The following is a 23,564-nucleotide window of genomic DNA, read 5'->3' as shown; positions in this document are numbered from 1 at the left end:
ATGTTAAATTATGGCATTCAGAATAAAGAATGAGTGCCTGTATTTTTCTATGATGTGGAGCATTATTTTTATCTTTAAGGGCCTGTTTTAATTCCTCGATTTGGGAGGACGTCAGTTCTTTTGTCATAATACTATTATAACGCTATTTTTGATTTTTGTTAAGTATCAGCGATGATTTGATGTGAGTAAAGCATCTATGAACAGTGTAGGATTGGAATTATTGGATTGGTCAAAGACAATAAAACTTCTCCTAGCCACTGCGACTTATGGAAAGAAACGAAAAATTCTAGACTGAAACTCCGACATTTGGATTTAGTTATTACGGTTAAGCGTGGCACTAAAGCGCGCTACTTTACTTTTGGCGTACTTAAAGTTAATGTTGTGCTCGGATAAAAAGGTATCAAAATCCGCCTTTCCTTTTTCAGCATTTGAAACCTCTAGTTCCAATTCGTAATCCTTAATATCAGCATATTGATTGCTATCTAACGCCATAAGTCCTATTTTGGTCATGGTTTCACGCCTAGTGGTTGTGAGATGTCCAAAGTTAATCAACTCTTTTATATTGACTCCTTTAGTGGAAATCAATTGGGTAATAGCGTTATCTGGAAGATTCCCAGATTTAATTATTTCTCTGGCTTCTTCCAAAGTTAGGTCAATATTATATTCTAAATTTCCAACTTCTTCAGGTATTTTTAAAGTTAGCTCAGCCTGATCAGGGAGAGTTCTGATGCGCAGTGACATGCGATTAGTTTTCATGTCAAAGTTTTTAGTGTCAAAATAGTAGTTTGTTTGAGTAACAGGAGTCACATGAGAAAATAGAGTTGATAGACGTTGAAATTCGTCTTTATTCAGTAAGGTTTTATATTCAATTTCAAGATGTGTCATGGGAGTTTCCCTCTCTAATTGTAATCTTTTTATGGTATAATAAATTATTATAATCATTTTATACAAAAGATGGACTTTTGACAAGGATAGGAGATATGATTAACAAAGGAATTAAAGGTATGGAGTGGGAAGTTTTCCTAGATCCGTATATACAAGCTGTGGGTGAATTAAAAATAAAGTTGCGAGGTATCCGAAAACAATTTCGCAAACAAAATCGTCACTCTCCAGTTGAATTTGTAACTGGTCGGGTAAAATCCGTTGAAAGCATAAAAGAAAAAATGTCGCTTAGAGGTATCAAACCAGAAAATGTAGCTCAAGATTTGCAAGACATAGCAGGGCTACGCATCATGGTTCAGTTTGTAGATGACGTGGATGAGGTTTTGGCACTTTTGCGGCAACGTCAAGACATGAAAATCATCCAAGAACGTGACTACATTAACCATATGAAGTCCAGCGGTTATCGTTCCTACCATGTCATTATTGAGTATCCAGTTGATACCATAAACGGTAGAAAGACGGTGTTAGCGGAGATACAAATTCGAACTCTGGCTATGAATTTTTGGGCTACCATTGAACATTCCCTAAACTATAAGTATCAGGGAGAGTTTCCGCAAGAAATTAAGCAACGTTTGGAGACGACGGCTAAAATTGCTCTTGAATTGGATGAAGAAATGCGCAAAATTCGGGAAGATATTAGAGAAGCGCAGCTTTTATTTGATGCAGAAAATAGAAAACTAAGTGATGGTGTGGGAAATAGTGATGACACAGATGAATATTACCGGTAGGGCAACACGAGTTGCTATTATTTCAAATAATAAATATCAGAGTAAGCGTGTTGCCTCTAAACTTTTTGCTACTTTTAAAGAGGATAAGGATTTTTATCTTTCTAAAAAAAATCCTGATATTGTTATTTCCATCGGAGGGGATGGGATGCTTTTATCAGCCTTCCATATGTACGAAAAAGAGTTGGATCGGGTGCGATTTGTTGGTGTTCATACGGGACATCTAGGATTCTATACCGATTACCGTGATTTCGAGGTGGACAAGTTAATTGAAAATCTGAGGGCTGATAAGGGTGAAATGATCTCATATCCAACTTTGAAGGTTCACATTACTTTGGAAGATGGACGTATTTTTACAGCTCGTGCATTTAACGAGGCTACCGTCAAGCGCATAGAAAAGACAATGGTGGCAGATGTTATTATTAATAAGGTCAAATTTGAACGTTTTCGCGGTGATGGACTGTCTGTCTCTACGCCAACAGGAAGCACAGCTTATAATAAGTCTTTGGGCGGGGCTATTTTACATCCAACCATGGAGGCTTTACAACTAACCGAAATCTCGAGTATTAATAACAGGGTTTATCGGACCGTAGGTTCTTCCATGATTATTCCTAAAAAAGATCACATTGAGATTGTGCCTAAACGTCAAGGTGTCTATACTGTTTCGATTGATAATAAAACCATGCATTATAAAAATGTTGTCAAGGTGGAGTATTGGATTGGCTCTAAGACAATAAACTTTGTAGCTACACCATTTCATACTAGTTTTTGGGAGCGTGTCAAGGATGCCTTTATAGGAGATTTAGACTCGTGAAATTTTCATATATTGCTGATCGACGTACAAAAGTGAAAACTTTTTTAAAAAGCCATGATGTCTCCAAAGCACTGCTAGCTAAGGTAAAATTCATGGGAGGAAATATCTGGGTAAATGGTGTTGAGCAAAATGCCATTTATTTGTTGGAGGTTGGTGATCTTGTCACCATTGAAATTCCTGATGAAGAGGCTTTTGAAAACCTTGAGCCCATAAAGCATGATTTAACTATTGTTTATGAGGACGATCACTTTTTAATCATTAACAAACCTCATGGAATAGCAAGTATTCCCAGTGTTTTGCACTCCAACACCATGGCAAATTTTGTTAAAAATTATTATTTAGAACAAGATTATCCCAATAAGCAGGTGCATATTGTCACACGACTAGACAAGGATACCAGTGGTCTTATGTTGTTTGCCAAACACGGCTATGCGCATGCTAGACTTGACAAGCAACTGCAGCAAAAACTGATTGAGAAACGCTATTATGCTCTAGTTTCTGGGCAAGGTGTTCTGCCTGATCAAGGAGAAATCATTGCTCCAATAGCTAGGCCAGCAGATAGCATCATTACACGTTGCGTTCACCCTTCTGGTAAATATGCTCATACTAGTTTTCAGGTCATTGAGCGTTTTGGCGATGTAGCTTTGGTAGATATTAGATTACACACTGGTCGCACCCATCAAATACGTGTTCATTTTTCACACATTGGCTTTCCCCTCTTGGGTGATGACCTATATGGTGGACGTATGGATCTTGGAATTGAGCGTCAGGCTTTGCATTGCCATTTTCTAAAATTTACAGATCCCTTTACAAAAAAAGAGAATTCGCAAACTATTCACTTGACAGATGATTTTGATAGCGTTATCATAGATTTGCAAAAAAATTTGTAGAGGTGTATAAATGCGTAGTTTATTTGGTGATTTACGTGGAAAAATTGTTGGGAAGAACATTAAAATCGTCTTTCCTGAGGGCATTGACGAGCGCGTTGTTCGTGCTGCAGCTCGTTTAAAATTCGAAGGCTTGGTTGAGCCTATTATCCTAGGCGAACCAGCAGCAGTTCGTAACCTGTTGTCATCTTTCGGTTTTGCAGATCCCGGAATCACAATCATTAACCCAGAAGACTATCCTGAATATGAGGAGATGAAGCAGAAGTTCGTTGAACTTCGTAAGGGTAAAGCTACACTTGAAGATGCTGACAGATTACTTCATGATGTCAATTATTTTGGAGTTATGCTAGTTCAATTAGGATTAGCAGATGGCATGGTTTCAGGTGCTATCCACTCAACAGCCGAGACAGTTCGTCCAGCCTTACAGATTATTAAGACTAAACCAGGCATTTCAAGGACTTCAGGTGTGTTCTTAATGAGTCGGGAAAACACGCATGAACGTTACATTTTTGCAGATTGTGCTATTAACATTGATCCCTCTGCTAAAGAATTAGCGGAGATTGCTGTTAACACTGCAGAGACAGCTCGCATTTTTGAATTCGATCCTAAAGTAGCTATGTTGAGTTTTTCAACAATGGGAAGTGCTAGTGCACCACAGGTGGAAAAAGTTCAAGAAGCTACAAAATTGGCAAAAGAAATGGCTCCAGATTTGGCTTTAGATGGTGAAATGCAATTTGATGCCGCCTTTGACGAAATAACAGCAAAAATTAAGGCGCCATTTAGTCCCGTTTCTGGTCAAGCCAATATCTTTATCTTCCCAGATTTACAATCTGGAAACATTGGTTACAAGATTGCGCAACGTCTGGGAATGTTTGATGCGATTGGACCAGTCTTGCAGGGACTCAACAAGCCAGTAAATGACCTTTCTCGTGGTTGCTCAGCAGACGATGTTTACAAGTTAGCTATTATCACAGCAGCCCAAGCTGTTCAAGAGTAAAAAATCAAACGACAAAAGCCACTGTTGTCTAAACAGGGCTTTTGCTTTATAGGGAGGAATTTAAATGACAAAAATTGCACTTGTTACAGGAGCTTCGGCTGGTTTTGGTGCGGCGATTGCAAGGCGTTTGATTACAGATGGCTATAAAGTCATAGGCGCAGCTCGACGTTTGGAAAAATTAGAGAGCTTGTATATCACCTTCGGAGATAACTTTTACCCCTTGCAGATGGATGTCTCTCTTCCGGAGAATATTGATGTAGCGCTAGCCTCTTTGCCAGTAGAGTGGCAGCAGATAGACCTTCTAGTCAACAATGCTGGTTTGGCACTAGGTTTAGACAAGGCCTATCAAGCGGATTTTTCAGACTGGCTCACCATGATTAACACTAATATTGTGGGGTTAGCGTATTTGACACGTCAGGTGTTACCACAAATGGTAGATAGAAATAGCGGTATGATTATCAATTTAGGATCTACTGCGGGAACTGTTCCCTATCCTGGAGCCAATGTTTATGGAGCTTCAAAAGCTTTTGTTAAACAATTTTCCCTCAATCTGCGGGCCGATTTAGCCGGGACAAAAATTCGTGTCACCAATATCGAGCCTGGACTTTGCGAGGGGACCGAGTTTTCCAATATCCGTTTTAAAGGTGATAACCAAAGAGCCGAGGCTCTTTATCAGGGAGCACATGCTATCAGGCCTGAGGATATTGCAAACACTGTTTCATGGATTGCTAGCCAACCTGAGCATTTGAATGTGAACCGTATCGAAATAATGCCAGTGTCTCAAAGTTTTGGTCCTCAACCTGTTTTTCGTGATTAGTAATCGCTAGAGTTCATCAAAAATCTCACCTTTGATGGAAGCTCCAGATGTGGTATCTGACCAACCAACAATAGCCTGACCCGACTCTTTAAGGTAGGTGCCCAGTAGTGGTCTCATATCCTGAACATAGGCATAAACACCTTGACATTGCTTTTGATCATCGAAAAGTAGTTGAAAAGACTGCATGAAAATCTGGTTAAAAGAGTCATTAGGAATTTGAAAATGAAGGCTACCATCGGGAGAATTCTGCAAATCCTGCCAAATCCAATCGGCCAAGATAGGAGCATCTTGGCTGGGGGAAAAGCTGCCATCAGCTCTGCCATTAGAATAAATCAATTGTCTGTTTTGATCATAAAATACTGCCCGATAAGGCAAATTGTCCAAAAAATTTTCAAGTTGATTGCTTAACATGTTTTAATCATAGTCAATTCTTTAAAAAAATGCAAAAAAAGTGATTTGATGCTATACTTATGAAAAGAAAAGGAGAACTTTATGAATAAGAAGTATCAAATTTTGGTAGTATTAAGTCTTAGTTTGCTTTTTCTGACGGGGTGTCAGAGCATTGGAAATTTTTTTAAAACAACACAAGAACAGTTTCTAGGCCTATCTGGAACGCTTCGTACTTTTGATGAAAATTCCCAAGTCATTGATAAAATTAGTGGAAAATCTATTTCAATTGAAAGTGATGATCGTTTTGATATAACTGATGAAAATGGTGATGTTAGTAAAGAATCCTCAGTACTTGATATTACGGTTGGTGGTAGTCAAGTTATCCATGTAGGGTCAACTCTCATTTTTGCTGAAAATGGCCTAACAGATTATATGGAAAAATATTCAGACAAAGTCGATATTAGTACAGAAAATCGCTCTTTACCTTTTGTCAATCGTTTTTTCAATCAAATAAAAAATGACATTAGCGGTGAGAGTAAGCTAATTTTAGTCCGTTCTCAGACGGGAACTCCCTTAGCAACCTATTTTGGAAAGCGTGTTTCGACATCAGCTCCAGATGGTATTCCCAATACAACCTATTTATTAGTTGATGGTAAGCGATTAATTATCTACCGTGCTGATTTTACTATTTATGACACGGATTTATTGGATAGCTGAGCCTATATTTTTGAAGGTGTTGAAAAACACCTTTTTTATAATGAAAACTTCCAGAAAATCCATTGACAGGCTAGTAAATCCATTGTATAATAAACTTTGCAATTCAGAATTATCTGAAAATTGAAAAAAGAAGAGGTTTTTACATGTCTGAACATTCAGCAACTCAACATAATTCCACATGGCAAACAAAATTGAAAGCTCTAGGACCAGGTATCTTAATGGCTTCTGCAGCTGTCGGCGGCTCACATATTGTTTCCTCGACCCAAGCGGGTGCGCTTTATGGATGGCAATTAGCTATTCTGGTACTTTTAATCAATCTATTCAAATATCCGTTTTTCCGTTTTGGATCACAATATACAGCAGAAAATGGGAAAAACTTGATTGAAGGCTACGCTGAAAAAGGCAAGGCTTACCTCCTTGTTTATTTCGTTTTAAATGTCTTTTCAGCTATTGTTAATACTGCGGGTGTCGGAATCCTTTGTGCTGCCATTGTTGCTAGCGCTTTACCATCCTCAATTGCATTGACGACGGGTCAGCTAACCTCAATTATCATTGTTATTATTTGGGGAATGCTTTTATTAGGAGGGTATCGTTTCCTTGATGGTTTATCAAAATGGATTATGACAGCACTAACTCTGGCAACAGTAGCAGCGGTAGTTATTGCTCTTTTCCAACATCGGGAATATGCTCCGGATTTCGTTGTGACATCTCCTTGGCAAATGGCTGCTTTGCCATTTCTTGTATCCCTTATGGGATGGATGCCTGCACCTATCGAAATTTCGACAATCAATTCACTTTGGTCTGTTGAAAAACGAAAAACCGTTGACTTTAACGAAGAGGATGCTTTGTTTGATTTTAATGTTGGCTACATTGGAACAGCTATCCTCGCCTTCTTTTTCCTTGCTCTGGGTGCTCTCATCCAATATGGTAACGGCGAACCTGTTCAAGGTGCTTCAGCAGCCTATATTGCTCAATTTGTTAGTATGTACGCCTCTGCTCTGGGAGCTTGGGCTAAACCATTGATTACCTTTATCGCTTTCTTGTGTATTTTTGGTACAGTTATCACCGTTATTGATGGTTATTCACGCGCAAATGATGAAGCACTGCGCTTGCTTGTTGGCAAAAAAGGGACTAGTCAAAAATCCCTCGCAACTTGGATGACTTTAACATCAATTCTTGGTTTAGTTATTGTCTATGGTTTTTCTGGACAAGTTGCTATTATGCTTCGATTTGCAATGATTGCCTCCTTTATCACAACGCCATTCTTTGCATACCTTAATTACAGCTTAGTTAATAATAAAGAACATCAGGTCAAAGGTTGGCTTAAGTGGTTGTCCATTGCTGGGTTGATTTATCTGTTTGGTTTCGCCATTTTCTTTATTTATGCATGGTTGTCAGGTAATATTTAAGACATATTTGATAAAACAAGTTCCTCACATAAGGAACTTGTTTTGATTTGAAATTAACTAATTGGCCCCCATACGCTCACTGATTTAGCTGAAACGTGGAAATCAGCCCAACCATCTTCGGCTATAGTAATTCTTTCTGAAGAGTTACCTAAGTAATCAATAAATATAGCACTGGCCCATTTCTCACCAACAAACATTCTCTTTTTAGTGTCATCTTTGTTACTGATGAGCAAGGCAATTGGTGAATGACCTAATCGTGTCCAACCGATGCAATTTGGATCATCAAAGTAATTTTGTTGAGGACCATAAGCAAAATCTCGACGGAGTTCCAAAAGTTTATCAATTATTTTTTGGAAAGAAGATTGAGCAAAGTCTCCCTTTATACCATAATAGTCACCATAAAAAATGCAAGGTAATCCATCTTCGTGTAATAAAATCAGTGCATACGCAGCTGGTTTAAACCACTCTTCAACGGTAGATTCCAAGGCTTGTCCACGTTGTGTATCATGATTATCAACAAAAGTAACTGCAGACTGAGGATGATTTTGAAGCAAGCTGTCATCAAAAATATTTCTCAAATCGTAGTTCTCAACTTGTTTACTTGCATCAAATAAATTTTGGTGTAGTCTGGTATCAATTAAATCAAACTTATAGTCAATACTTTCTAAATAGTTATCATTTGACTCTTTATCGGGGTTCCAAAATTCACCAAAAACATAAAAGTCCTCACCATATTTTATGTTCATATCTCGAATGAAATTACGCATGAAGAAGGAGTCAATATGCTTAACGGCATCTAAACGAAAACCTAGCACTCCTGTAGTTTGAATAAACCAATCAGCCCAATCATAAATATTTTTAATGACTTCTGGGTGTTTAAAATCCAAATCAGCATACATTAGATAGTCATAATTTCCATTTTCACCATCAACTAAATCATTGTTTGCCCACCCTTTGTTGTCACCTTGTATTTGGTAAATACCAGATTTTCCTGTTTTTGCGTCATAGTCAGTCCCCGTAAAATGATACCAGTGCCACTTAAAATCATTATAGGTATTTTGACGTCCATCGAAGGTAAATGAGGTCCAACCTTGAATTTCAAATGGTTCTGAAAGAATCTTTGTGCGGTCGTTAGGGTCAACTTCAACAACAGTGAAGCGTTCTGTATGGTCTGCAGATGCCTTATGATTAAGAATAATATCTGCCATAGGAATAATCCCGTGTGCTTTTAGCGCTGCAATTGCCTCAAGATATTCATTTTTAAAGCCATACTTAGTGCGAATTGTTCCTTTCTGGTCAAATTCTCCTAAATCAAATAGATCATAAACGCCGTATCCTACATCAGCAGAAGAAGTACCTTTAAAAGCTGGTGGCATCCAAATGTGGCTAATCCCTTTATCAGCCAAATGCGGTGCATCATTTGCCAAACGTTGCCAATGTTTTCCATCATTTGGTAGGTACCATTCAAAATATTGCATCAAAGTTTGATTTTTCATAATTATTCTCTTTTCGCCATAGTTTCTTAACTTACATTTTAGCAGAATATCACAAATACGCAACCGTTTGCTCATTGACTTTAATTATCACTAAAACATCCCCTTCGTTAAAAGAGGGGATGTTGAGTTTAGACTTGTGTAAAAACCTTTTTCTTGAGTTCAAAGGTAATATCAGTTTCTTGAGCGACAGCTGCTTCGTGTGTAACGATAATAACAGTTTTATTTTGTTCATGCGCAATCGTCTTGAAAATTTTAACGATGTCTTGTGTGGTTTCTTCATCAAGATTTCCAGTTGGCTCATCAGCGATAATTACATCATGTCCGGTTGCTAATGCTCTGACAATTGCCACGCGTTGCTGCTGACCACCTGAAAGTTGAAGTACAGGTTTATCAATTAACTCGTTACTGATGCCAACGGACTCAAAGAGAGTTTCAATCTGCTTGCGATCTCCTTTTCTACCAGAGATTTCCAAGGCAGTTTGAACATTTTGACGAGCAGTCATGTAAGTTATGAGGTTGTATGACTGAAAGATAGTAGAGACAGAATTTCTGCGATAATTATTTAATCCGGCTTTAGCAATATCAGCATCATCTAGGAAAATTTTTCCCCTTTTTGGTGTATTCAGGCCTGCCAACAAAGATAAAAAGGTTGTTTTTCCACTTCCTGATTGTCCGAGAATGGCATAGACTTTCCCTTTTTCAAAAGTTAAATTCACCTCTTTAAACAAATAATCATCTGGATTGTTTGTGTACCAATAGCCTAAATCTTGTGTTCGTAATGTCATGCTATGTCCTTTCTTAATTTGAAGATAAGATATCTTTTGGTTCCATACGGACAATACCGATACTTGCCAATACAGTTGAAATAAAGGAGATGAGAAGAGCGATACCGCCAAGTTTAATCATATCTTCAGCAGTCATTTTGATATCTAAATTGTTGATGTCTTCTGTGGCTGAAACCATGGCCATCATATTTCCCATTCTGCCACGTCCCGTCATCTTACCAGTGTTAGTAGTGTTTGAGGAATTTGAATTCGATGCTGTATCTTGATCAGTGGCTCCCTTACCAGGTCCTGCAATTTGACTGCTGGTTTGTTCGGTTGATGAAGTCAAGAGTTGATTTCCCAGCGCATTGCCGACTAAATTTCCTGCAAAAGAAGCTATGACAAGAGAAACTAGAGTCACCAAGAAGAGTTCTGTGAAAAACTGACCAACAATTTTGAGGCGATTTTCACCCAAACTCATCAAAACACCGATTTCATAGCGACGTTCACGAATATTTAAGATAATAATAAGTGTTAAAATGACCGCTCCAGCAAGCGCAACTAAAATCACGATATTTTGGGCAATGGATGAGATGTTATTCAGCGGAGAAAGCATTTGTTTGTAGATTTCATTGCTCGAAATAATAGAATAGGTATCAGTGTCAATTTCAGATTCAACATCTTTGACAAAACTATCTAGTTTTTCTGGATTTGAAAGAGTATAAGTTGCAGAATCTAGGACATCACTCTGTCCCTTCATCGTATTAGCGGTTTCTATATTGGTGTAAATATTATTTTGAGGATTTGAGGCATTAGACATCATCTGTGCTGTTGTTGCTGTAGATGAATTTGAATAAATCCCCACAACTGTCAGTTTATAATTTGTATCTGTGTTATTAACTGTAGCTGTGACAGTAAAAGTATCACCGACAGCTAAATCATTGGCCTTGGCTAGATCTTCTGAAATCACTGCTTGATTGCTTTTAGTATCTGCAGTGATCCCAACTCCATCAGTGATTTTAGAAACACTAGTAGTAAAATCGTTAGCATAATTTGTACTATTGACACCAGTGATAGTAAAATCGCCACTAGCCATTTTCATATCTCTACCACCTGGAAGAGTTGCACTGGCATCAGAAGAACTTGAACTATCACTACTGTCAGATGAGGATGAACTCATTGAGATGGCTTCAATGCCATCTCCAGCAGTAGCTGTTGTTGTAGAGAGGTAGAGATAAGAGGCAATGCCATCTTTTTTGGCGATGCTATCTGCAGTCTTTAAATTAACTGATGTAACGGCATTGGTGGAACTTGAACTATCCGAGGACTGATTGTCTGGATTAAAAGCCTTCATCAGACTTTCGCGATTTACAGATAAGGTGACCGTTGCCCCAGCCTTACTTTTGGCTGATTCAATAGCTGAATCAGCTGCATTCTTGATGGTTAGCCCAGCTAAAACAAAAATAAGAATGGCACTGGTTACCAAGATTAGAAGTGCTGTTCGTCCCTTCTTTGCTTTTGTCACAAGCCAAGCTCGCTTCAAAAAATTCATTGTGTAAACTCCTTTGCAAAATGTGATGTCTAGAGTTTACCTAAAATCCCTTAAGCAAAGCTGAAAGAAAACTTTAAAAAAGCTTAAATAATCTTTTTTATACTTAAAACACCCTCAAAACACGAACGTTAGAAATAATGGATAGAAAAATATTTGACAAAAAACGAAAACTTTTTTAAAATAAAGATGGAAAGATAAGGAATTATCTAGCGATGCTTTGTGTTGGGCAAAGTTATAGGAAGGTCATATTTTAGATGAAGTTGCCATGAAGAGCATGCAAGTTCAGTCTGTCTTGACTGGATGGAGAATGTCTATTTGTACGCCTTTCTTTTTGCTCTGCTCTTGTGGCTGAAGAGGATTTTATAATGTTCAACGATATGCCTGTTTTTGATTATGAAGACATTCAGCTAATTCCAAATAAATGTATCATCAATAGTCGCTCAGAGGCTGATACAAGTGTTGTTCTTGGAAAATATCGCTTTAAATTACCAGTTATTCCTGCTAACATGCAGACGATTATCGATGAAGAGATTGCTGAGCAATTAGCGAAAGCAGGATATTTTTATATTATGCATCGTTTTGATGAGGTTTCGCGAAAGCCATTTATCAAAAAAATGCACACTCAGGGTTTGATTGCTTCAATTTCAGTCGGAGTTAAAGATTATGAATATGATTTTGTGGCTAGCCTAAAAGATGATGCACCAGAATTTATTACTATCGACATTGCACATGGTCATGCAGATAGTGTGATTAAGATGATTAAGCACATCAAGAAAGAATTACCAGAAACATTTGTCATCGCTGGGAATGTAGGCACACCTGAGGCAGTTCGTGAGTTGGAAAACGCTGGTGCCGATGCAACAAAAGTCGGTATCGGTCCTGGTAAAGTCTGCATCACCAAGGTTAAAACCGGTTTCGGGACAGGCGGCTGGCAGTTGGCTGCACTTCGTTGGTGTGCTAAAGCTGCTCGTAAACCGATTATTGCAGATGGTGGCATTCGTACACATGGTGATATTGCCAAGTCTATTCGGTTCGGGGCAACAATGGTGATGATTGGATCGCTCTTTGCTGGACATTTGGAAAGTCCCGGAAAATTGGTTGAAGTTGATGGCGAGCAGTTTAAGGAATACTATGGTTCAGCATCTGAGTATCAGAAAGGTGAACACAAGAATGTAGAAGGTAAGAAAATTCTCTTACCAGTCAAGGGTCACTTGCAAGATACCTTAACTGAGATGGAACAAGATTTACAAAGTTCTATTTCATATGCTGGCGGTCGTGATGTGGAGAGCTTGAGACGTGTTGATTATGTTATTGTGAAAAATTCCATTTGGAACGGTGACTCTATTTGATATCATCTTGAAAACAATTTATAAAATGATACAATAGAATTAATTTAATAGGCTTATTTATGCTGTGAATTGGCACAGCGTTTCTACAAGACACCGTAATGTCTAACAATAAGCTTCTTTTCCAAACGAGTAATCATTACCTACTAGGAAGAGAAGTATCGTTATGAGGTGTTTACAATAGTGACACCTTTTTCATTTATCATAAAGGAGAATCCATGAAGTTATTGGAAGACCGTATTTTAAAAGACGGCAATGTATTAGGAGAAAATATCTTGAAAGTTGATAGCTTTCTAACTCACCAAGTTGATTATGAGTTGATGCAAGAAATTGGAAAAGTCTTTGCAGAAGCATACAAAAATGCAGGAATTACCAAAGTTGTTACCATCGAGGCATCTGGTATAGCTCCCGCGATTTATGTTGCTCAAGCATTAGACGTTCCAATGATTTTTGCCAAAAAACACAAAAATATCACCATGACTGAGGGGATTTTAACAGCAGAAGTTTATTCTTTCACTAAGCAAGTAACCAGTACTGTCTCTATCGTAAGTAAATTTTTGTCTGAAAATGACACTGTCCTTGTTGTTGATGATTTTTTGGCAAATGGGCAAGCTGCCAAAGGACTTTTGGAGATTATCAGTCAAGCTGGCGCTAAAGTTGCTGGAATCGGTATTGTTATTGAAAAATCTTTTCAAAATGGTCGCAAATTGTTAGAAGATGCTGGTGTAGCAGTAACATCGCTGGCACGTATCGAAGCATTCGAAGAAGGAAAAGTTAAATTTATGGAGGCAGATGCTTAAAATGACAGAAAAAGAACATTCACATTCACAATCCGCAATCTTAGGATTACAGCACGTTTTATCTATGTACGCTGGCTCAATCCTTGTTCCCATTATGATTGCAGGTTCATTAGGATATAGTTCTAAACAGTTAACCTATTTAATTGCAACAGATATTTTCATGTGTGGAGTAGCAACTTTTCTGCAATTGAAAGTTACTAAACACACAGGAATTGGTTTACCGGTTGTTTTAGGTTGTGCCTTTCAGTCAGTCGCACCACTCTCAATCATTGGAGCCAAACAAGGGTCTGGTGCTATGTTTGGGGCTTTAATTGCTTCAGGGATTTATGTCATTTTAGTTGCTGGTGTTTTCTCCAAAATCGCTCGTTTCTTCCCGCCTATTGTCACCGGCTCTGTCATTACGGTCATTGGACTTAGCTTGGTGTCTGTGGCGATGGGAAATATGGGAAATAATGCAGAAGCACCAACAGCTCAAAGTATGATGTTATCACTTTTGACTATCTTGATTATTCTTCTAATACAGAAATTTACTAAGGGCTTTATCAAATCTATTTCTATCCTCATTGGTCTTGTCGGTGGTACCATTATCGCTGCCTTTATGGGATTGGTAGATCCAAGCCCAGTAGCAGAAGCAGCTTGGGTTCATGTTCCTACACCTTTCTATTTTGGGACTCCGAAATTTGAGCTAACTTCGATTTTGATGATGTGCATCATTGCAACGGTTTCAATGGTAGAATCTACAGGAGTTTATTTGGCCTTGTCTGATTTGACCAATGAACAGTTGGATGAAAAACGCCTTTGCAACGGTTATCGTTCAGAAGGGATTGCCGTTTTACTTGGTGGACTCTTCAACACATTTCCATATACAGGTTTCTCACAAAATGTTGGTCTGGTTCAGATTTCTGGAATTAAAACTCGTCGCCCAATTTACTACGCAGCCGGTATTTTAGTGGTAATTGGCTTGCTTCCCAAATTTGGCGCCCTTGCTCAGATGATTCCAAGTCCAGTTTTGGGTGGAGCTATGCTTGTACTCTTTGGAATGGTTGCCCTACAGGGAATGCAAATGTTGAACCGCGTTGACTTTAAAAACAATGAATACAACTTTATCATTGCTGCAGTGTCCATCTCTGCAGGACTAGGCTTTAACGGTACAAACCTCTTTGCTAGTCTTCCGACGACAGCACAGATGTTCTTAACTAATGGTATTGTCATTGCAACTCTGACATCGGTTATTCTAAACTTGATTTTTAACAGTCGTCGTTCTACTGAAAACGAGAACTAAGAAAAAGCTATGAAAGGTAAAAACTTTCATAGCTTTTTCTATCAATGTGACGATGCACCAGAATCAGCATCTGTCGCAGCAGCTTCTCCGCCACCATGACCGCCGCTACTTGATGCACCAGAGGTTGCATCTGCGTGAGCATGAGTAGAAGGTCCAGCAAAACCACCAACAAGGCGTTGACCGGTTGTTTGCAAGTACCAATCCAACCAAGGTTTGAAGTTGAAGACGATTTCGTTGATACCAGCATAAGAACCATCATCGTAATACATAGCTTGGTAGTTGTGGGTGTTGAGCACGTCTGGGTTGGGATTTGGAATGAGCATGCGCACATACTCTTGGTCGCCATTGCGTAGGGTTCCGATAACCCATTCAACATTCTTCATACGAGCAGGTGGTAATGTATCGTGAACCGTTGATAGGCGGTTACCAGATTGCTCTGGAACGCGTTTGGCAAACATGGTATCAGGATCTTGGTGAGCATTATTGTAGTAGAGAAATTGATTGTTGTCATCAGCATAAGTCAATTCAAATGGCATAGACTTGAGGAACATGTTGATTTGATCAACTGTAAGGATACCATGGTCGAGTTTGACGTAAGTATTACCCGAAACAGCACCAGTGATTTCTGCAACTTTATTTACCCAGTCAGGATCATCAGGGTCAACTTCCGTGACAGTTGTAGCGATTGGATGGTTACAATCTAAATCTTCAGGTTCAATTGGTTTTGGTTTTTTCAAGGTTGAGACAACCCCCACATATTTCACAAAATTATCCAAACATTGTTCAAGGAATTTCACAGTGCCATTGTTGATAATATTTCCAGCTTCATCAAAGGCTTCTTTGGCTTTGCCTAGCAAGAATTCGTTACCTGGAAGCGCGTAGGCATTAACACCGGGAGCTTCAAGGATTTTACGCAAATGCACTTGGGCACGCGATGTCCCTTGGTCGTAGTAGGAAGCGCCCACAATCATGACAGGTTTGCTATCAAAAGGGTGCACATCGTAAGAAAGCCATTCAAGGACGCTCTTCAGGGCAGCTGTAATAGTGTGATTGTGTTCAGGTGTTGCAATGACAACGCCGTCTGCACGTGTGATTTTATTGTAAAGCAAGCGCAATTGGAAACTCTCTTTCCAATTCTTATCTTGATTGAACATTGGCACATCGTCAATTTCCAAAACTTCAAGTTCAAATTTCGTTTTAAACTGTCTGCGAATGTACTGCAATAACATGCGGTTATATGATTGATCAGCATTTGAGCCAACAAGTCCAACAAATTTCATTAGTTTTCCTCCAAATTATGATAAGCTTTCCCAGTCAAAGTTTTCAGCTTCTTTGTGTAGCAATTCTTGCGCATTTGACAATTTTCCGGTGATTTTAACAAAAAGGCGGAAATCATCAAAAATCGCTTCCAATTTTTGAATAGTGTCAAGATCGACCAGATTACCTTGCCTATCAAAGGATTGCAAAGAATGTGACAGCAGAAATTCATCAGGTAAAACATTTGCCTTAATTTCTGGAGCATTTAAGATTTGACGGAGTTGTAATTGTGCACGTGAAGAACCAAGGGTTCCATAAGATGCACCTGTAATCATGACAGGTTTGTTAAGTAGAGGAAAAATACCGTATGAAAGCCAAGCTAAAGCATTCATCAATACAGCAGGAATAGAGTGATCATACTCTGGTGTGCCGATGATAACACCGTCTGCTGCATTAATTTTATCAGCGATTTCTAAAGCTAACTCAGGGATTTTTTTGTCAGCAGGTTTGTTGAATACAGGTAAATCCTTAATTTCAACGAGTTCAATGTCAGCCTTGTCCGCAAAATGCGTTTGCATGTATTGCAAAAGCTGGCGGTTGGTCGATTTTGTTGAATTCGTCCCAACAATAGCGATAAGTTTCATATCGGTTCCTCCTTAGGAATATAATAATTGAAAATCTTGTTTTAAACCATCTGTGACTGCTATGCGGTTATCTTGTGTAATCACGATTCCTTCAATATCTGGTGTTTTCTGGATAGTAGCAAGGGATTCCAAGAGCGGAAGCCCGAATAAACGTGTAGTCCAAATTTCACAATCCACAGATTTGTCCGCGACAATAGTCAGACTAGCCATTTCCGTTTCAATCGGATAGCCTGTCCTGCGATCAAAAATATGATGGTAATCTTTGTCACCAACCTTGAGATGGCGTTCGTAAATCCCGGAGGTCACGACCGATTTATTCTTGACACGTAGAATACCGAGATTGTTCCCTCGTTTTTTTTGAGGATGCTGTATACCAACCAACCACTCGCCACTCTCACGCTTCGGGTTAACCCCGTAGACAAGTACATTTCCACCTAGGTTAATCATAGCAGAGATGATTTGTTTGTTTTTGAGATAAGTCATGATTTTGTCAGCAATATATCCTTTAGCCAGAGCACCAAGATCGATTTTCATCCCCTTTTCTGTCAAAAAAATAGATTGCTGCGCTTCATCTAAGAGAATATTTTGAGGATTAGTCAATGCAACAGTAGCCTGAATAGTCATATCATCTGGTACCCTAGCATCATCAAACCCAATGCGCCAGCTTTGCACCAAAGGACCAATAGCAATGTTGAGATTAGAGGGGTGCTGTAAACTATGGAATTTACCTACACTGATGAGCTCAAATAACTCAGGGTGGACTTTAACAGGAGATATCCCAGCCATTTGATTGACTCGCACAAGTTCAGAATCCTCGTCGTTGGCACTAAAACGATTTTTATAGACTTCCAATAAATAGCAGGCTTCTTTCATCAGTTCTTTTGCATTTTCAGCTTCAATCATCAAGTCAATCCTCGTACCCATCATATCCAGGCTGTGTCTTTCTTGCAAGTGGTTACCTCCATGTATTTCTGTCACCATGATAATACTTTGAATACCTAAAATCAAGTTAAATAAAGAATGTATAAGTACTCCATCCAAAACAGGCTAGTCAGCACCAATGCAGTTAGAATTGAAACTCATCAAGTCAGCAACATTTGAATTTGAGTATAAGTCTTTTTTAAGGAATTTTCTCTATACTATAAACAATCCTAATAAACTTTCTTTTTATAATCTCCTTTCAAAACATCTGAACGTATTCAGATGTTTTTTTGCCTACAATGATATGACAAATATCTCCTATCCAACGGATTAGTAAAATAAATTTTCTTTGAGTTTTACTAAAAAACACACCAAACAGATTTTAACAGACTGTTTGAGATGTTCTGAAGGATTAATTTTTCTTTTTCATTTCGCCATGTGGGTAGTAGGTGCCTTCTGGCATATCATTGATAAAGACATGAATCGCGTCTTTTGGGGCTTTGGCAATGCGCGAAACAACCTCGGTGACTTCGCGGGCTAATTCAATTTTCTGTTCTTCAGTACGGCCTTCAAAAAGGTCTATTTTTACAAATGGCATAAGTTTGACTCCTTTGTTTTGATACACTTATTATATCATAAAATATAACATTCTATCTTGAACTATGAAACGCAAGATGTTATTTTCTTCATCGTTTTCTAAAAGAAAAAAGTCTAATATTTTTTGAAAGCATCTAAATCCTAATTTTGGAAAAGGTTAGAGGATAATTTCTTCAAATTTTTATGCTGTATTTATTTGCGGTAACAAATCTAAAAATACTTACTGAAAAATCACTCAATTTATGATAAAATAGTGAAATACTGATAGAAGGTGGAGATGTTCTTTTGGCTCAATTATATTATAAATATGGCACCATGAACTCTGGCAAGACTATTGAAATTCTCAAAGTCGCTCATAATTATGAAGAACAAGGCAAGCCTGTTGTGATTATGACTTCTGCACTTGACACTCGCGATGGCTATGGAATTGTTTCTAGCCGAATCGGTATGCGTCGAGAGGCAGTTGCTATCACAGATAACATGGATATCTTCAATTTCATCAAAAATTTACCAGAAAAACCATACTGTGTCTTGATTGATGAAAGTCAATTTTTATCGAAAGAAAATGTCTATGATTTAGCGCGTGTCGTTGATGATCTAGATATTCCGGTCATGGCTTTTGGTCTTAAAAATGATTTTCAAAACCACCTCTTTGAAGGGTCGCGAGAACTTTTGCTTCTGGCTGATAAAATTGAAGAGATAAAAACTATCTGCCAATTTTGTTCTAAAAAAGCAACCATGGTACTTCGAACAGAAAATGGAAAACCAGTTTACGAAGGCAATCAGATTCAAATTGGCGGCAACGAGACCTATATCCCAGTCTGCCGCAAGCATTATTTCCAACCTCTGATAGAGGATGTTGAAAAAGCATATTGATAGTCGAAACGGAGGTAGGGGTGACTATTAAATTAAAAGATATTACACTCGAAAATTATTGGGAACTTCTATCGCTTTGCGTTTCCAAAGAACAAGAAAATTTCATTGCCTCAAACGCTGTTAGTCTAGCAGAAGCCTATGTGTATGAGAAGAATGGTGATAGTGTTATGCCATATGCTATCTATGATGGTACTGATTTAATAGGCTTTGTCATGCTGGCTTATGATGAAAATATTGGGATTAGTAAGGGAAATTATCTCCTATTTCGTTTAATGATAGACCAAAATTTTCAGGGGAAAGGCTATTTTCGCTTAATTATGGATGCTGTTTTAAACAACCTAAAATCTACTGGGTTGTCTAATCTCCTTTGGGTTTCTTATGAACCAGAAAATAAGCATGCAAGATGTTGCTATCTCAATTATGGTTTTGTTGAAACTGGTGACTTACATGAGGTAGAGCTAGTCGCAATTTATGACTTAAATAAAAAATGAGATGAAAGGACTTAAATGAATATTTACGATCAATTACAGGCGGTCGAGGATCGCTATGAAGAATTAGGAGAACTCCTTAGCGACCCCGATGTGGTTTCAGATACTAAGCGCTTTATGGAACTTTCGAAAGAAGAGGCTAACACTCGTGATACAGTTACGACTTATCGGGAGTACAAACAAGTCATTCAAAATATTGCCGATGCCGAAGAAATGATAAAAGAAGCTGGCGGTGACACTGATTTAGAAGAAATGGCTAAAGAAGAACTCAAAGAAGCTAAGGTTGCCAAAGAAAACTATGAAGAACAACTGAAAATTCTCCTTTTGCCTAAAGATCCTAATGATGATAAAAATATTATCTTGGAAATTCGTGGAGCTGCTGGAGGCGATGAAGCCGCACTCTTTGCTGGTGATTTGTTGCAAATGTATCAAAAATTTGCAGAAAGTCAGGGCTGGCGCTTCGAAGTTATGGAAGCCTCATATAATGGTGTTGGCGGTATCAAGGAAGTTGTCGCTATGGTTTCTGGTCAATCGGTTTATTCTAAGCTAAAATATGAATCCGGAGCTCATCGAGTCCAACGTGTCCCAGTGACTGAAAGTCAAGGTCGTGTCCACACTTCAACAGCAACCGTCTTAGTTATGCCTGAAGTGGAAGAAGTGGAATATGATATTGATCCCAAGGACTTGCGTATCGATATATACCATGCCTCAGGAGCTGGTGGACAGAATGTCAACAAGGTGGCAACAGCCGTCCGTATTGTCCACTTGCCAACCAATATCAAGGTTGAAATGCAGGAGGAGCGTACCCAGCAAAAAAATCGTGACAAGGCCATGAAAATTATTCGTGCCCGTGTTGCAGATCACTTTGCTCAAATCGCCCAAGATGAACAAGATGCAGAACGTAAATCCACCATCGGAACAGGGGATCGTTCCGAACGAATCCGTACTTACAACTTTCCGCAAAATCGTGTGACAGATCACCGTATCGGACTGACTCTACAAAAACTAGATACTATTTTATCAGGTAAATTGGATGAAGTCGTTGATGCACTTGTCCTTTACGATCAAACAAAGAAACTGGAAGAGTTGAATAAGTAATGAACTATGCACAGCTTTTTAGTGCTTATCAGGAAGAATTAGAGCTAGTGGGAGAAGACGCAGAAAATTTAACCTATGTCTTTCGTGAGATGAAAAATTGGTCTCTTTTGGATTTTATTCTTCATCAGAATCAAGAGATTAGTAAGGAAGACGAAAAACTTGCTATCAAAATCTTTCGAGAACTGAAGGCTCACAGATCTCCCCAGTATATTACCGGAAAAGCTTATTTTCGTGATTTGACTCTAGCGGTTGATGAGCGCGTCCTTATCCCACGACCTGAAACGGAAGAGTTGGTTGACTTGATTTTGTCGGAAAATGGCGAAGCACCTATTTCACTATTGGATATTGGAACGGGAAGTGGAGTAATAGCTATCTCATTAAAGAAGGAAAGACCTAAATGGTGCATCACTGCTAGTGATATTTCACCTCAGGCGATAGATTTGGCTAGAGAAAATGCTGCTTTTCATACTGTTGATATTCAATTTATCCAGTCTGATGTTTTTAGTCAAATTCCAGATACTTTTGATGTCATTGTTTCAAATCCACCCTATATCTCATATCGTGACAAAGACGAAGTAGGGCAGAATGTTCTAGCTTCTGAGCCACATTTGGCACTTTTTGCCAATGAAAATGGTTTTGCTATCTATCGAAAAATTATAGAACAAGCAAGAGAACATCTCACTCCTAAAGGTAAGCTTTATTTTGAAATTGGTTACAAACAGGGGGAGGGATTACTACATTTGCTAACCCAGTATTTCCCAGAAAAGAGATATCGGGTCATAAAGGACAACTTTGGAAAAGATAGAATGGTCGTGATGGATAATGTGTGACTTAGAGAAAATTTTAGAAACTGGTGGTGCAGTCATTTTACCGACAGAGACTGTCTATGGCTTATTTGCCAAGGCTTTGGATGAACAAGCAGTGGAGCATGTTTATGCCCTCAAAAGACGACCACGAGACAAAGCAATGAACCTCAATGTCGGGGATTTCGAGACTATTTTGACCTACTCCAAGGATCAGCCACCGTACCTCAAAAAATTGTATGATCAGTATTTACCTGGACCTTTAACCATCATATTGAAGGCTAATGATTCTGTGCCAGCTTGGATCAATTCTGGCTTATCAACAATTGGTTTTCGATTAACTAACCATCCAAAGACTTTGGAGCTGATTAAGAAAACAGGACCACTTATAGGTCCGTCAGCCAATATTTCTGGACAGGAAAGTGGCAAAGTTTTTTTACAAATTCAGCAGCAATTTTCTGAAATGGTCAGCGGATTTGAAGATGATAACGCTTTGACTGGGCTCGATTCAACCATTTTGGATTTGTCCGGTGAGAAGGCACGTATCTTACGTCAGGGGTCTATTACAAAAGAAGAATTGACTCGTACACTTCCTGAACTTATTTTTGAGTAACTTTTTGCTTTGATTGTAGTGATTTATAAGCTACAGTCCTTGATAATATATTTTATGGAGTTTTGATATGATTTTTGACAAAGAAAATTACCAAGCATTTGACCAAGAACTTTGGGACGCAGTACATGCCGAAGAAGTGCGACAACAGAACAACATTGAATTGATTGCTTCAGAAAATATTGTTTCCAAAGCTGTTATGGCTGCACAGGGAACTTTATTAACCAATAAATATGCTGAAGGTTATCCTGGCAAACGCTACTATGGCGGGACTGACTGTGTTGATATCGTTGAAAATCTCGCTATTGAGCGTGCTAAAGAACTCTTTGGTGCTAAATATGCTAATGTGCAGCCACACTCTGGTTCACAAGCTAATGCAGCTGCTTACATGGCTTTGATTGAACCAGGTGATACCGTTCTTGGAATGGACTTGGCAGCTGGTGGTCATTTGACACACGGAGCTCCCGTGAGTTTCTCTGGTAAAACTTATCATTTTGTGTCTTATCCAGTCAATAAAGAAACAGAAGAACTAGACTATGATGCAATTGCAGAGTTAGCTAGAGAAGTCAAACCAAAACTAATTGTAGCTGGAGCTTCGGCTTACTCACGCATTATTGATTTCCCGCGTTTCCGTCAAATTGCTGATGAAGTGGGTGCTTACCTAATGGTTGATATGGCTCACATTGCAGGTCTTGTTGCTGGAGGACAGCATCCTAGTCCTGTTCCGTATGCGGATATCACCACCACAACAACTCACAAAACGTTGCGTGGACCTCGTGGTGGCTTAATTTTGACAAACGATGAGACCTTGGCGAAGAAGATTAATTCTGCTGTTTTTCCTGGTCTTCAAGGCGGCCCCTTAATGCACGTTATTGCCGCAAAAGCTGTCGCTCTGAAAGAAGCGCTAGATCCTGAGTTCAAAACATATGCCAAACATGTAATTGCTAACACATCAGCCATGGCAGAAGTTTTCAATCAACACCCAGATTTCCGTGTAATTTCAGGTGGCACAGATACGCATGTTTTCCTTGTGGATGTGACTAAAGTTGTCGAAAATGGTAAATTAGCACAAAATATCCTTGAAACAGTTAATATCACACTTAATAAAAATTCTATCCCTTACGAAACATTATCACCATTCAAAACATCTGGTATCCGTATCGGTGGCGCAGCTATTACAAGTCGTGGTATTGGTGTCAAAGAATCCAAGAAAATTGCTGAACTCATGATTAAAACCCTTGAAAACTACCAAGATGAGAGTGTTTTGGCTGAAGTCCGCCAGGAAGTAAAAGCTATTACTGACGCTCATCCCCTTTATTAAGAAATGAGATC

General features: G+C 38.7%; 25 protein-coding genes and 1 riboswitch. Of the genes, 16 read left to right on the top strand and 9 right to left on the bottom strand.

The features are described 5' to 3' along the window. Nucleotides 1-312 precede the first annotated feature (312 nt). Nucleotides 313-885: a CYTH domain-containing protein gene (locus A3I7_RS0104485; protein ID WP_018375586.1), complete on the bottom strand. Its 573-nt coding sequence runs from the start codon at nt 883-885 to the stop codon at nt 313-315. A gap of 119 nt (nt 886-1,004) precedes the next feature. Here A3I7_RS0104485 and yjbM point away from each other — a divergent pair, with 119 nt between their 5' ends. From yjbM to A3I7_RS0104460, 5 genes are all read left to right on the top strand, one after another. Beyond that, nucleotides 1,005-1,670 carry a GTP diphosphokinase gene (yjbM, locus tag A3I7_RS0104480; protein ID WP_026217126.1) on the top strand — a complete coding sequence of 222 codons (666 nt, stop codon included), beginning with the start codon at nt 1,005-1,007 and terminating at the stop codon, nt 1,668-1,670. Beyond that, nucleotides 1,645-2,481, top strand: coding sequence for an NAD kinase (locus A3I7_RS0104475; RefSeq protein WP_018375584.1), 837 nt, complete (start codon nt 1,645-1,647; stop codon nt 2,479-2,481). Before yjbM ends, A3I7_RS0104475 begins: the two co-directional genes overlap by 26 nt. After that, complete coding sequence (locus A3I7_RS0104470) at nt 2,478-3,371, top strand: RluA family pseudouridine synthase (protein WP_018375583.1); 894 nt, start codon at nt 2,478-2,480, stop codon at nt 3,369-3,371. Before A3I7_RS0104475 ends, A3I7_RS0104470 begins: the two co-directional genes overlap by 4 nt. A 10-nt stretch (nt 3,372-3,381) precedes the next feature. After that, nucleotides 3,382-4,365 (top strand): phosphate acetyltransferase, encoded by a 984-nt coding sequence (gene pta, locus A3I7_RS0104465; RefSeq protein WP_018375582.1) that lies wholly within the window; start codon nt 3,382-3,384, stop codon nt 4,363-4,365. A gap of 64 nt (nt 4,366-4,429) precedes the next feature. Continuing rightward, the gene (locus A3I7_RS0104460; RefSeq protein WP_018375581.1) at nt 4,430-5,182 is read left to right on the top strand and encodes an SDR family oxidoreductase; all 753 of its coding nucleotides are present in this window, start codon (nt 4,430-4,432) and stop codon (nt 5,180-5,182) included. A gap of 6 nt (nt 5,183-5,188) precedes the next feature. On the opposite strand, the gene A3I7_RS0104455 is transcribed toward A3I7_RS0104460, so the two are convergent. Beyond that, a complete protein-coding gene (locus A3I7_RS0104455; RefSeq protein WP_018375580.1) occupies nt 5,189-5,593 on the bottom strand; it encodes a hypothetical protein in 405 nt (134 codons plus the stop codon). An 81-nt stretch (nt 5,594-5,674) separates the two neighbouring features. Here A3I7_RS0104455 and A3I7_RS0104450 point away from each other — a divergent pair, with 81 nt between their 5' ends. Continuing rightward, nucleotides 5,675-6,289, top strand: a complete 615-nt coding sequence (locus A3I7_RS0104450; RefSeq protein WP_018375579.1) for a DUF5052 family protein — start codon at nt 5,675-5,677, stop codon at nt 6,287-6,289. Between the two features lie 143 nt (nt 6,290-6,432). Beyond that, nucleotides 6,433-7,698 carry an NRAMP family divalent metal transporter gene (locus A3I7_RS0104445; protein ID WP_018375578.1) on the top strand — a complete coding sequence of 422 codons (1,266 nt, stop codon included), beginning with the start codon at nt 6,433-6,435 and terminating at the stop codon, nt 7,696-7,698. Nucleotides 7,699-7,751: 53 nt separating this feature from the next. Here the strand turns inward: A3I7_RS0104445 and A3I7_RS0104440 are convergent, their stop codons facing one another. The 3 genes from A3I7_RS0104440 to A3I7_RS0104430 all read right to left on the bottom strand — a co-directional run bounded on the left by A3I7_RS0104440 (nt 7,752) and on the right by A3I7_RS0104430 (nt 11,510). Continuing rightward, the gene (locus tag A3I7_RS0104440; RefSeq protein ID WP_018375577.1) at nt 7,752-9,194 is read right to left on the bottom strand and encodes an alpha-amylase; all 1,443 of its coding nucleotides are present in this window, start codon (nt 9,192-9,194) and stop codon (nt 7,752-7,754) included. A gap of 128 nt (nt 9,195-9,322) precedes the next feature. Continuing rightward, nucleotides 9,323-9,979: an ABC transporter ATP-binding protein gene (locus tag A3I7_RS0104435; RefSeq protein WP_018375576.1), complete on the bottom strand. Its 657-nt coding sequence runs from the start codon at nt 9,977-9,979 to the stop codon at nt 9,323-9,325. A gap of 13 nt (nt 9,980-9,992) precedes the next feature. After that, a complete protein-coding gene (locus A3I7_RS0104430; protein WP_018375575.1) occupies nt 9,993-11,510 on the bottom strand; it encodes an ABC transporter permease in 1,518 nt (505 codons plus the stop codon). Between the two features lie 365 nt (nt 11,511-11,875). Between A3I7_RS0104430 and guaC the strand changes: the two genes are divergently transcribed. The 3 genes from guaC (at nt 11,876) to A3I7_RS0104415 (ending at nt 14,938) form a co-directional block, all read left to right on the top strand. Next, nucleotides 11,876-12,859, top strand: coding sequence for a GMP reductase (guaC, locus tag A3I7_RS0104425; protein WP_018375574.1), 984 nt, complete (start codon nt 11,876-11,878; stop codon nt 12,857-12,859). 33 nt (nt 12,860-12,892) lie between these two features. Continuing rightward, nucleotides 12,893-12,988: riboswitch (purine riboswitch) on the top strand. Nucleotides 12,989-13,074: 86 nt separating this feature from the next. Beyond that, nucleotides 13,075-13,656, top strand: a complete 582-nt coding sequence (locus A3I7_RS0104420) for a xanthine phosphoribosyltransferase (protein WP_018375573.1) — start codon at nt 13,075-13,077, stop codon at nt 13,654-13,656. Beyond that, nucleotides 13,649-14,938 carry a nucleobase:cation symporter-2 family protein gene (locus A3I7_RS0104415; protein WP_018375572.1) on the top strand — a complete coding sequence of 430 codons (1,290 nt, stop codon included), beginning with the start codon at nt 13,649-13,651 and terminating at the stop codon, nt 14,936-14,938. The genes A3I7_RS0104420 and A3I7_RS0104415 overlap by 8 nt, the downstream gene beginning before the upstream one ends. A 41-nt stretch (nt 14,939-14,979) precedes the next feature. Here A3I7_RS0104415 and A3I7_RS0104410 read toward each other — a convergent pair whose 3' ends face one another. The 4 genes from A3I7_RS0104410 to A3I7_RS0104395 form a co-directional block, all read right to left on the bottom strand. Then, nucleotides 14,980-16,218, bottom strand: coding sequence for an NAD(P)H-dependent oxidoreductase (locus A3I7_RS0104410; RefSeq protein WP_018375571.1), 1,239 nt, complete (start codon nt 16,216-16,218; stop codon nt 14,980-14,982). A 15-nt stretch (nt 16,219-16,233) separates the two neighbouring features. Beyond that, nucleotides 16,234-16,839 (bottom strand): NADPH-dependent FMN reductase, encoded by a 606-nt coding sequence (locus A3I7_RS0104405; RefSeq protein ID WP_018375570.1) that lies wholly within the window; start codon nt 16,837-16,839, stop codon nt 16,234-16,236. A gap of 12 nt (nt 16,840-16,851) precedes the next feature. Then, nucleotides 16,852-17,790, bottom strand: a complete 939-nt coding sequence (locus A3I7_RS0104400; RefSeq protein WP_026217125.1) for an FAD:protein FMN transferase — start codon at nt 17,788-17,790, stop codon at nt 16,852-16,854. Nucleotides 17,791-18,172: 382 nt separating this feature from the next. Next, nucleotides 18,173-18,358 carry a 4-oxalocrotonate tautomerase gene (locus A3I7_RS0104395; RefSeq protein WP_018375568.1) on the bottom strand — a complete coding sequence of 62 codons (186 nt, stop codon included), beginning with the start codon at nt 18,356-18,358 and terminating at the stop codon, nt 18,173-18,175. 284 nt (nt 18,359-18,642) lie between these two features. On the opposite strand from A3I7_RS0104395, the gene A3I7_RS0104390 reads away from it, so the two are divergent. The 6 genes from A3I7_RS0104390 (at nt 18,643) to glyA (ending at nt 23,553) form a co-directional block, all read left to right on the top strand. After that, on the top strand, nt 18,643-19,233 hold the full coding sequence (locus A3I7_RS0104390) for a thymidine kinase (protein ID WP_018375567.1): 591 nt from the start codon (nt 18,643-18,645) through the stop codon (nt 19,231-19,233). A gap of 20 nt (nt 19,234-19,253) precedes the next feature. Beyond that, nucleotides 19,254-19,724 carry a GNAT family N-acetyltransferase gene (locus A3I7_RS0104385; protein WP_018375566.1) on the top strand — a complete coding sequence of 157 codons (471 nt, stop codon included), beginning with the start codon at nt 19,254-19,256 and terminating at the stop codon, nt 19,722-19,724. A 15-nt stretch (nt 19,725-19,739) separates the two neighbouring features. Continuing rightward, the gene (gene prfA, locus A3I7_RS0104380) at nt 19,740-20,819 is read left to right on the top strand and encodes a peptide chain release factor 1 (protein ID WP_018375565.1); all 1,080 of its coding nucleotides are present in this window, start codon (nt 19,740-19,742) and stop codon (nt 20,817-20,819) included. Next, on the top strand, nt 20,819-21,649 hold the full coding sequence (gene prmC / locus A3I7_RS0104375; protein WP_018375564.1) for a peptide chain release factor N(5)-glutamine methyltransferase: 831 nt from the start codon (nt 20,819-20,821) through the stop codon (nt 21,647-21,649). Before prfA ends, prmC begins: the two co-directional genes overlap by 1 nt. Continuing rightward, the gene (locus A3I7_RS0104370) at nt 21,642-22,235 is read left to right on the top strand and encodes an L-threonylcarbamoyladenylate synthase (protein WP_018375563.1); all 594 of its coding nucleotides are present in this window, start codon (nt 21,642-21,644) and stop codon (nt 22,233-22,235) included. The genes prmC and A3I7_RS0104370 overlap by 8 nt, the downstream gene beginning before the upstream one ends. A 67-nt stretch (nt 22,236-22,302) precedes the next feature. Then, nucleotides 22,303-23,553, top strand: a complete 1,251-nt coding sequence (glyA, locus tag A3I7_RS0104365) for a serine hydroxymethyltransferase (protein ID WP_018375562.1) — start codon at nt 22,303-22,305, stop codon at nt 23,551-23,553. The last annotated feature ends 11 nt before the right edge of the window (nt 23,554-23,564 follow it).

This window comes from Streptococcus orisratti DSM 15617 (genome assembly GCF_000380105.1).
Lineage (GTDB): Bacteria > Bacillota > Bacilli > Lactobacillales > Streptococcaceae > Streptococcus > Streptococcus orisratti.
Note: the sequence above shows the minus strand (reverse complement) of the source record. Positions and strands in the feature narration are given on the sequence as shown.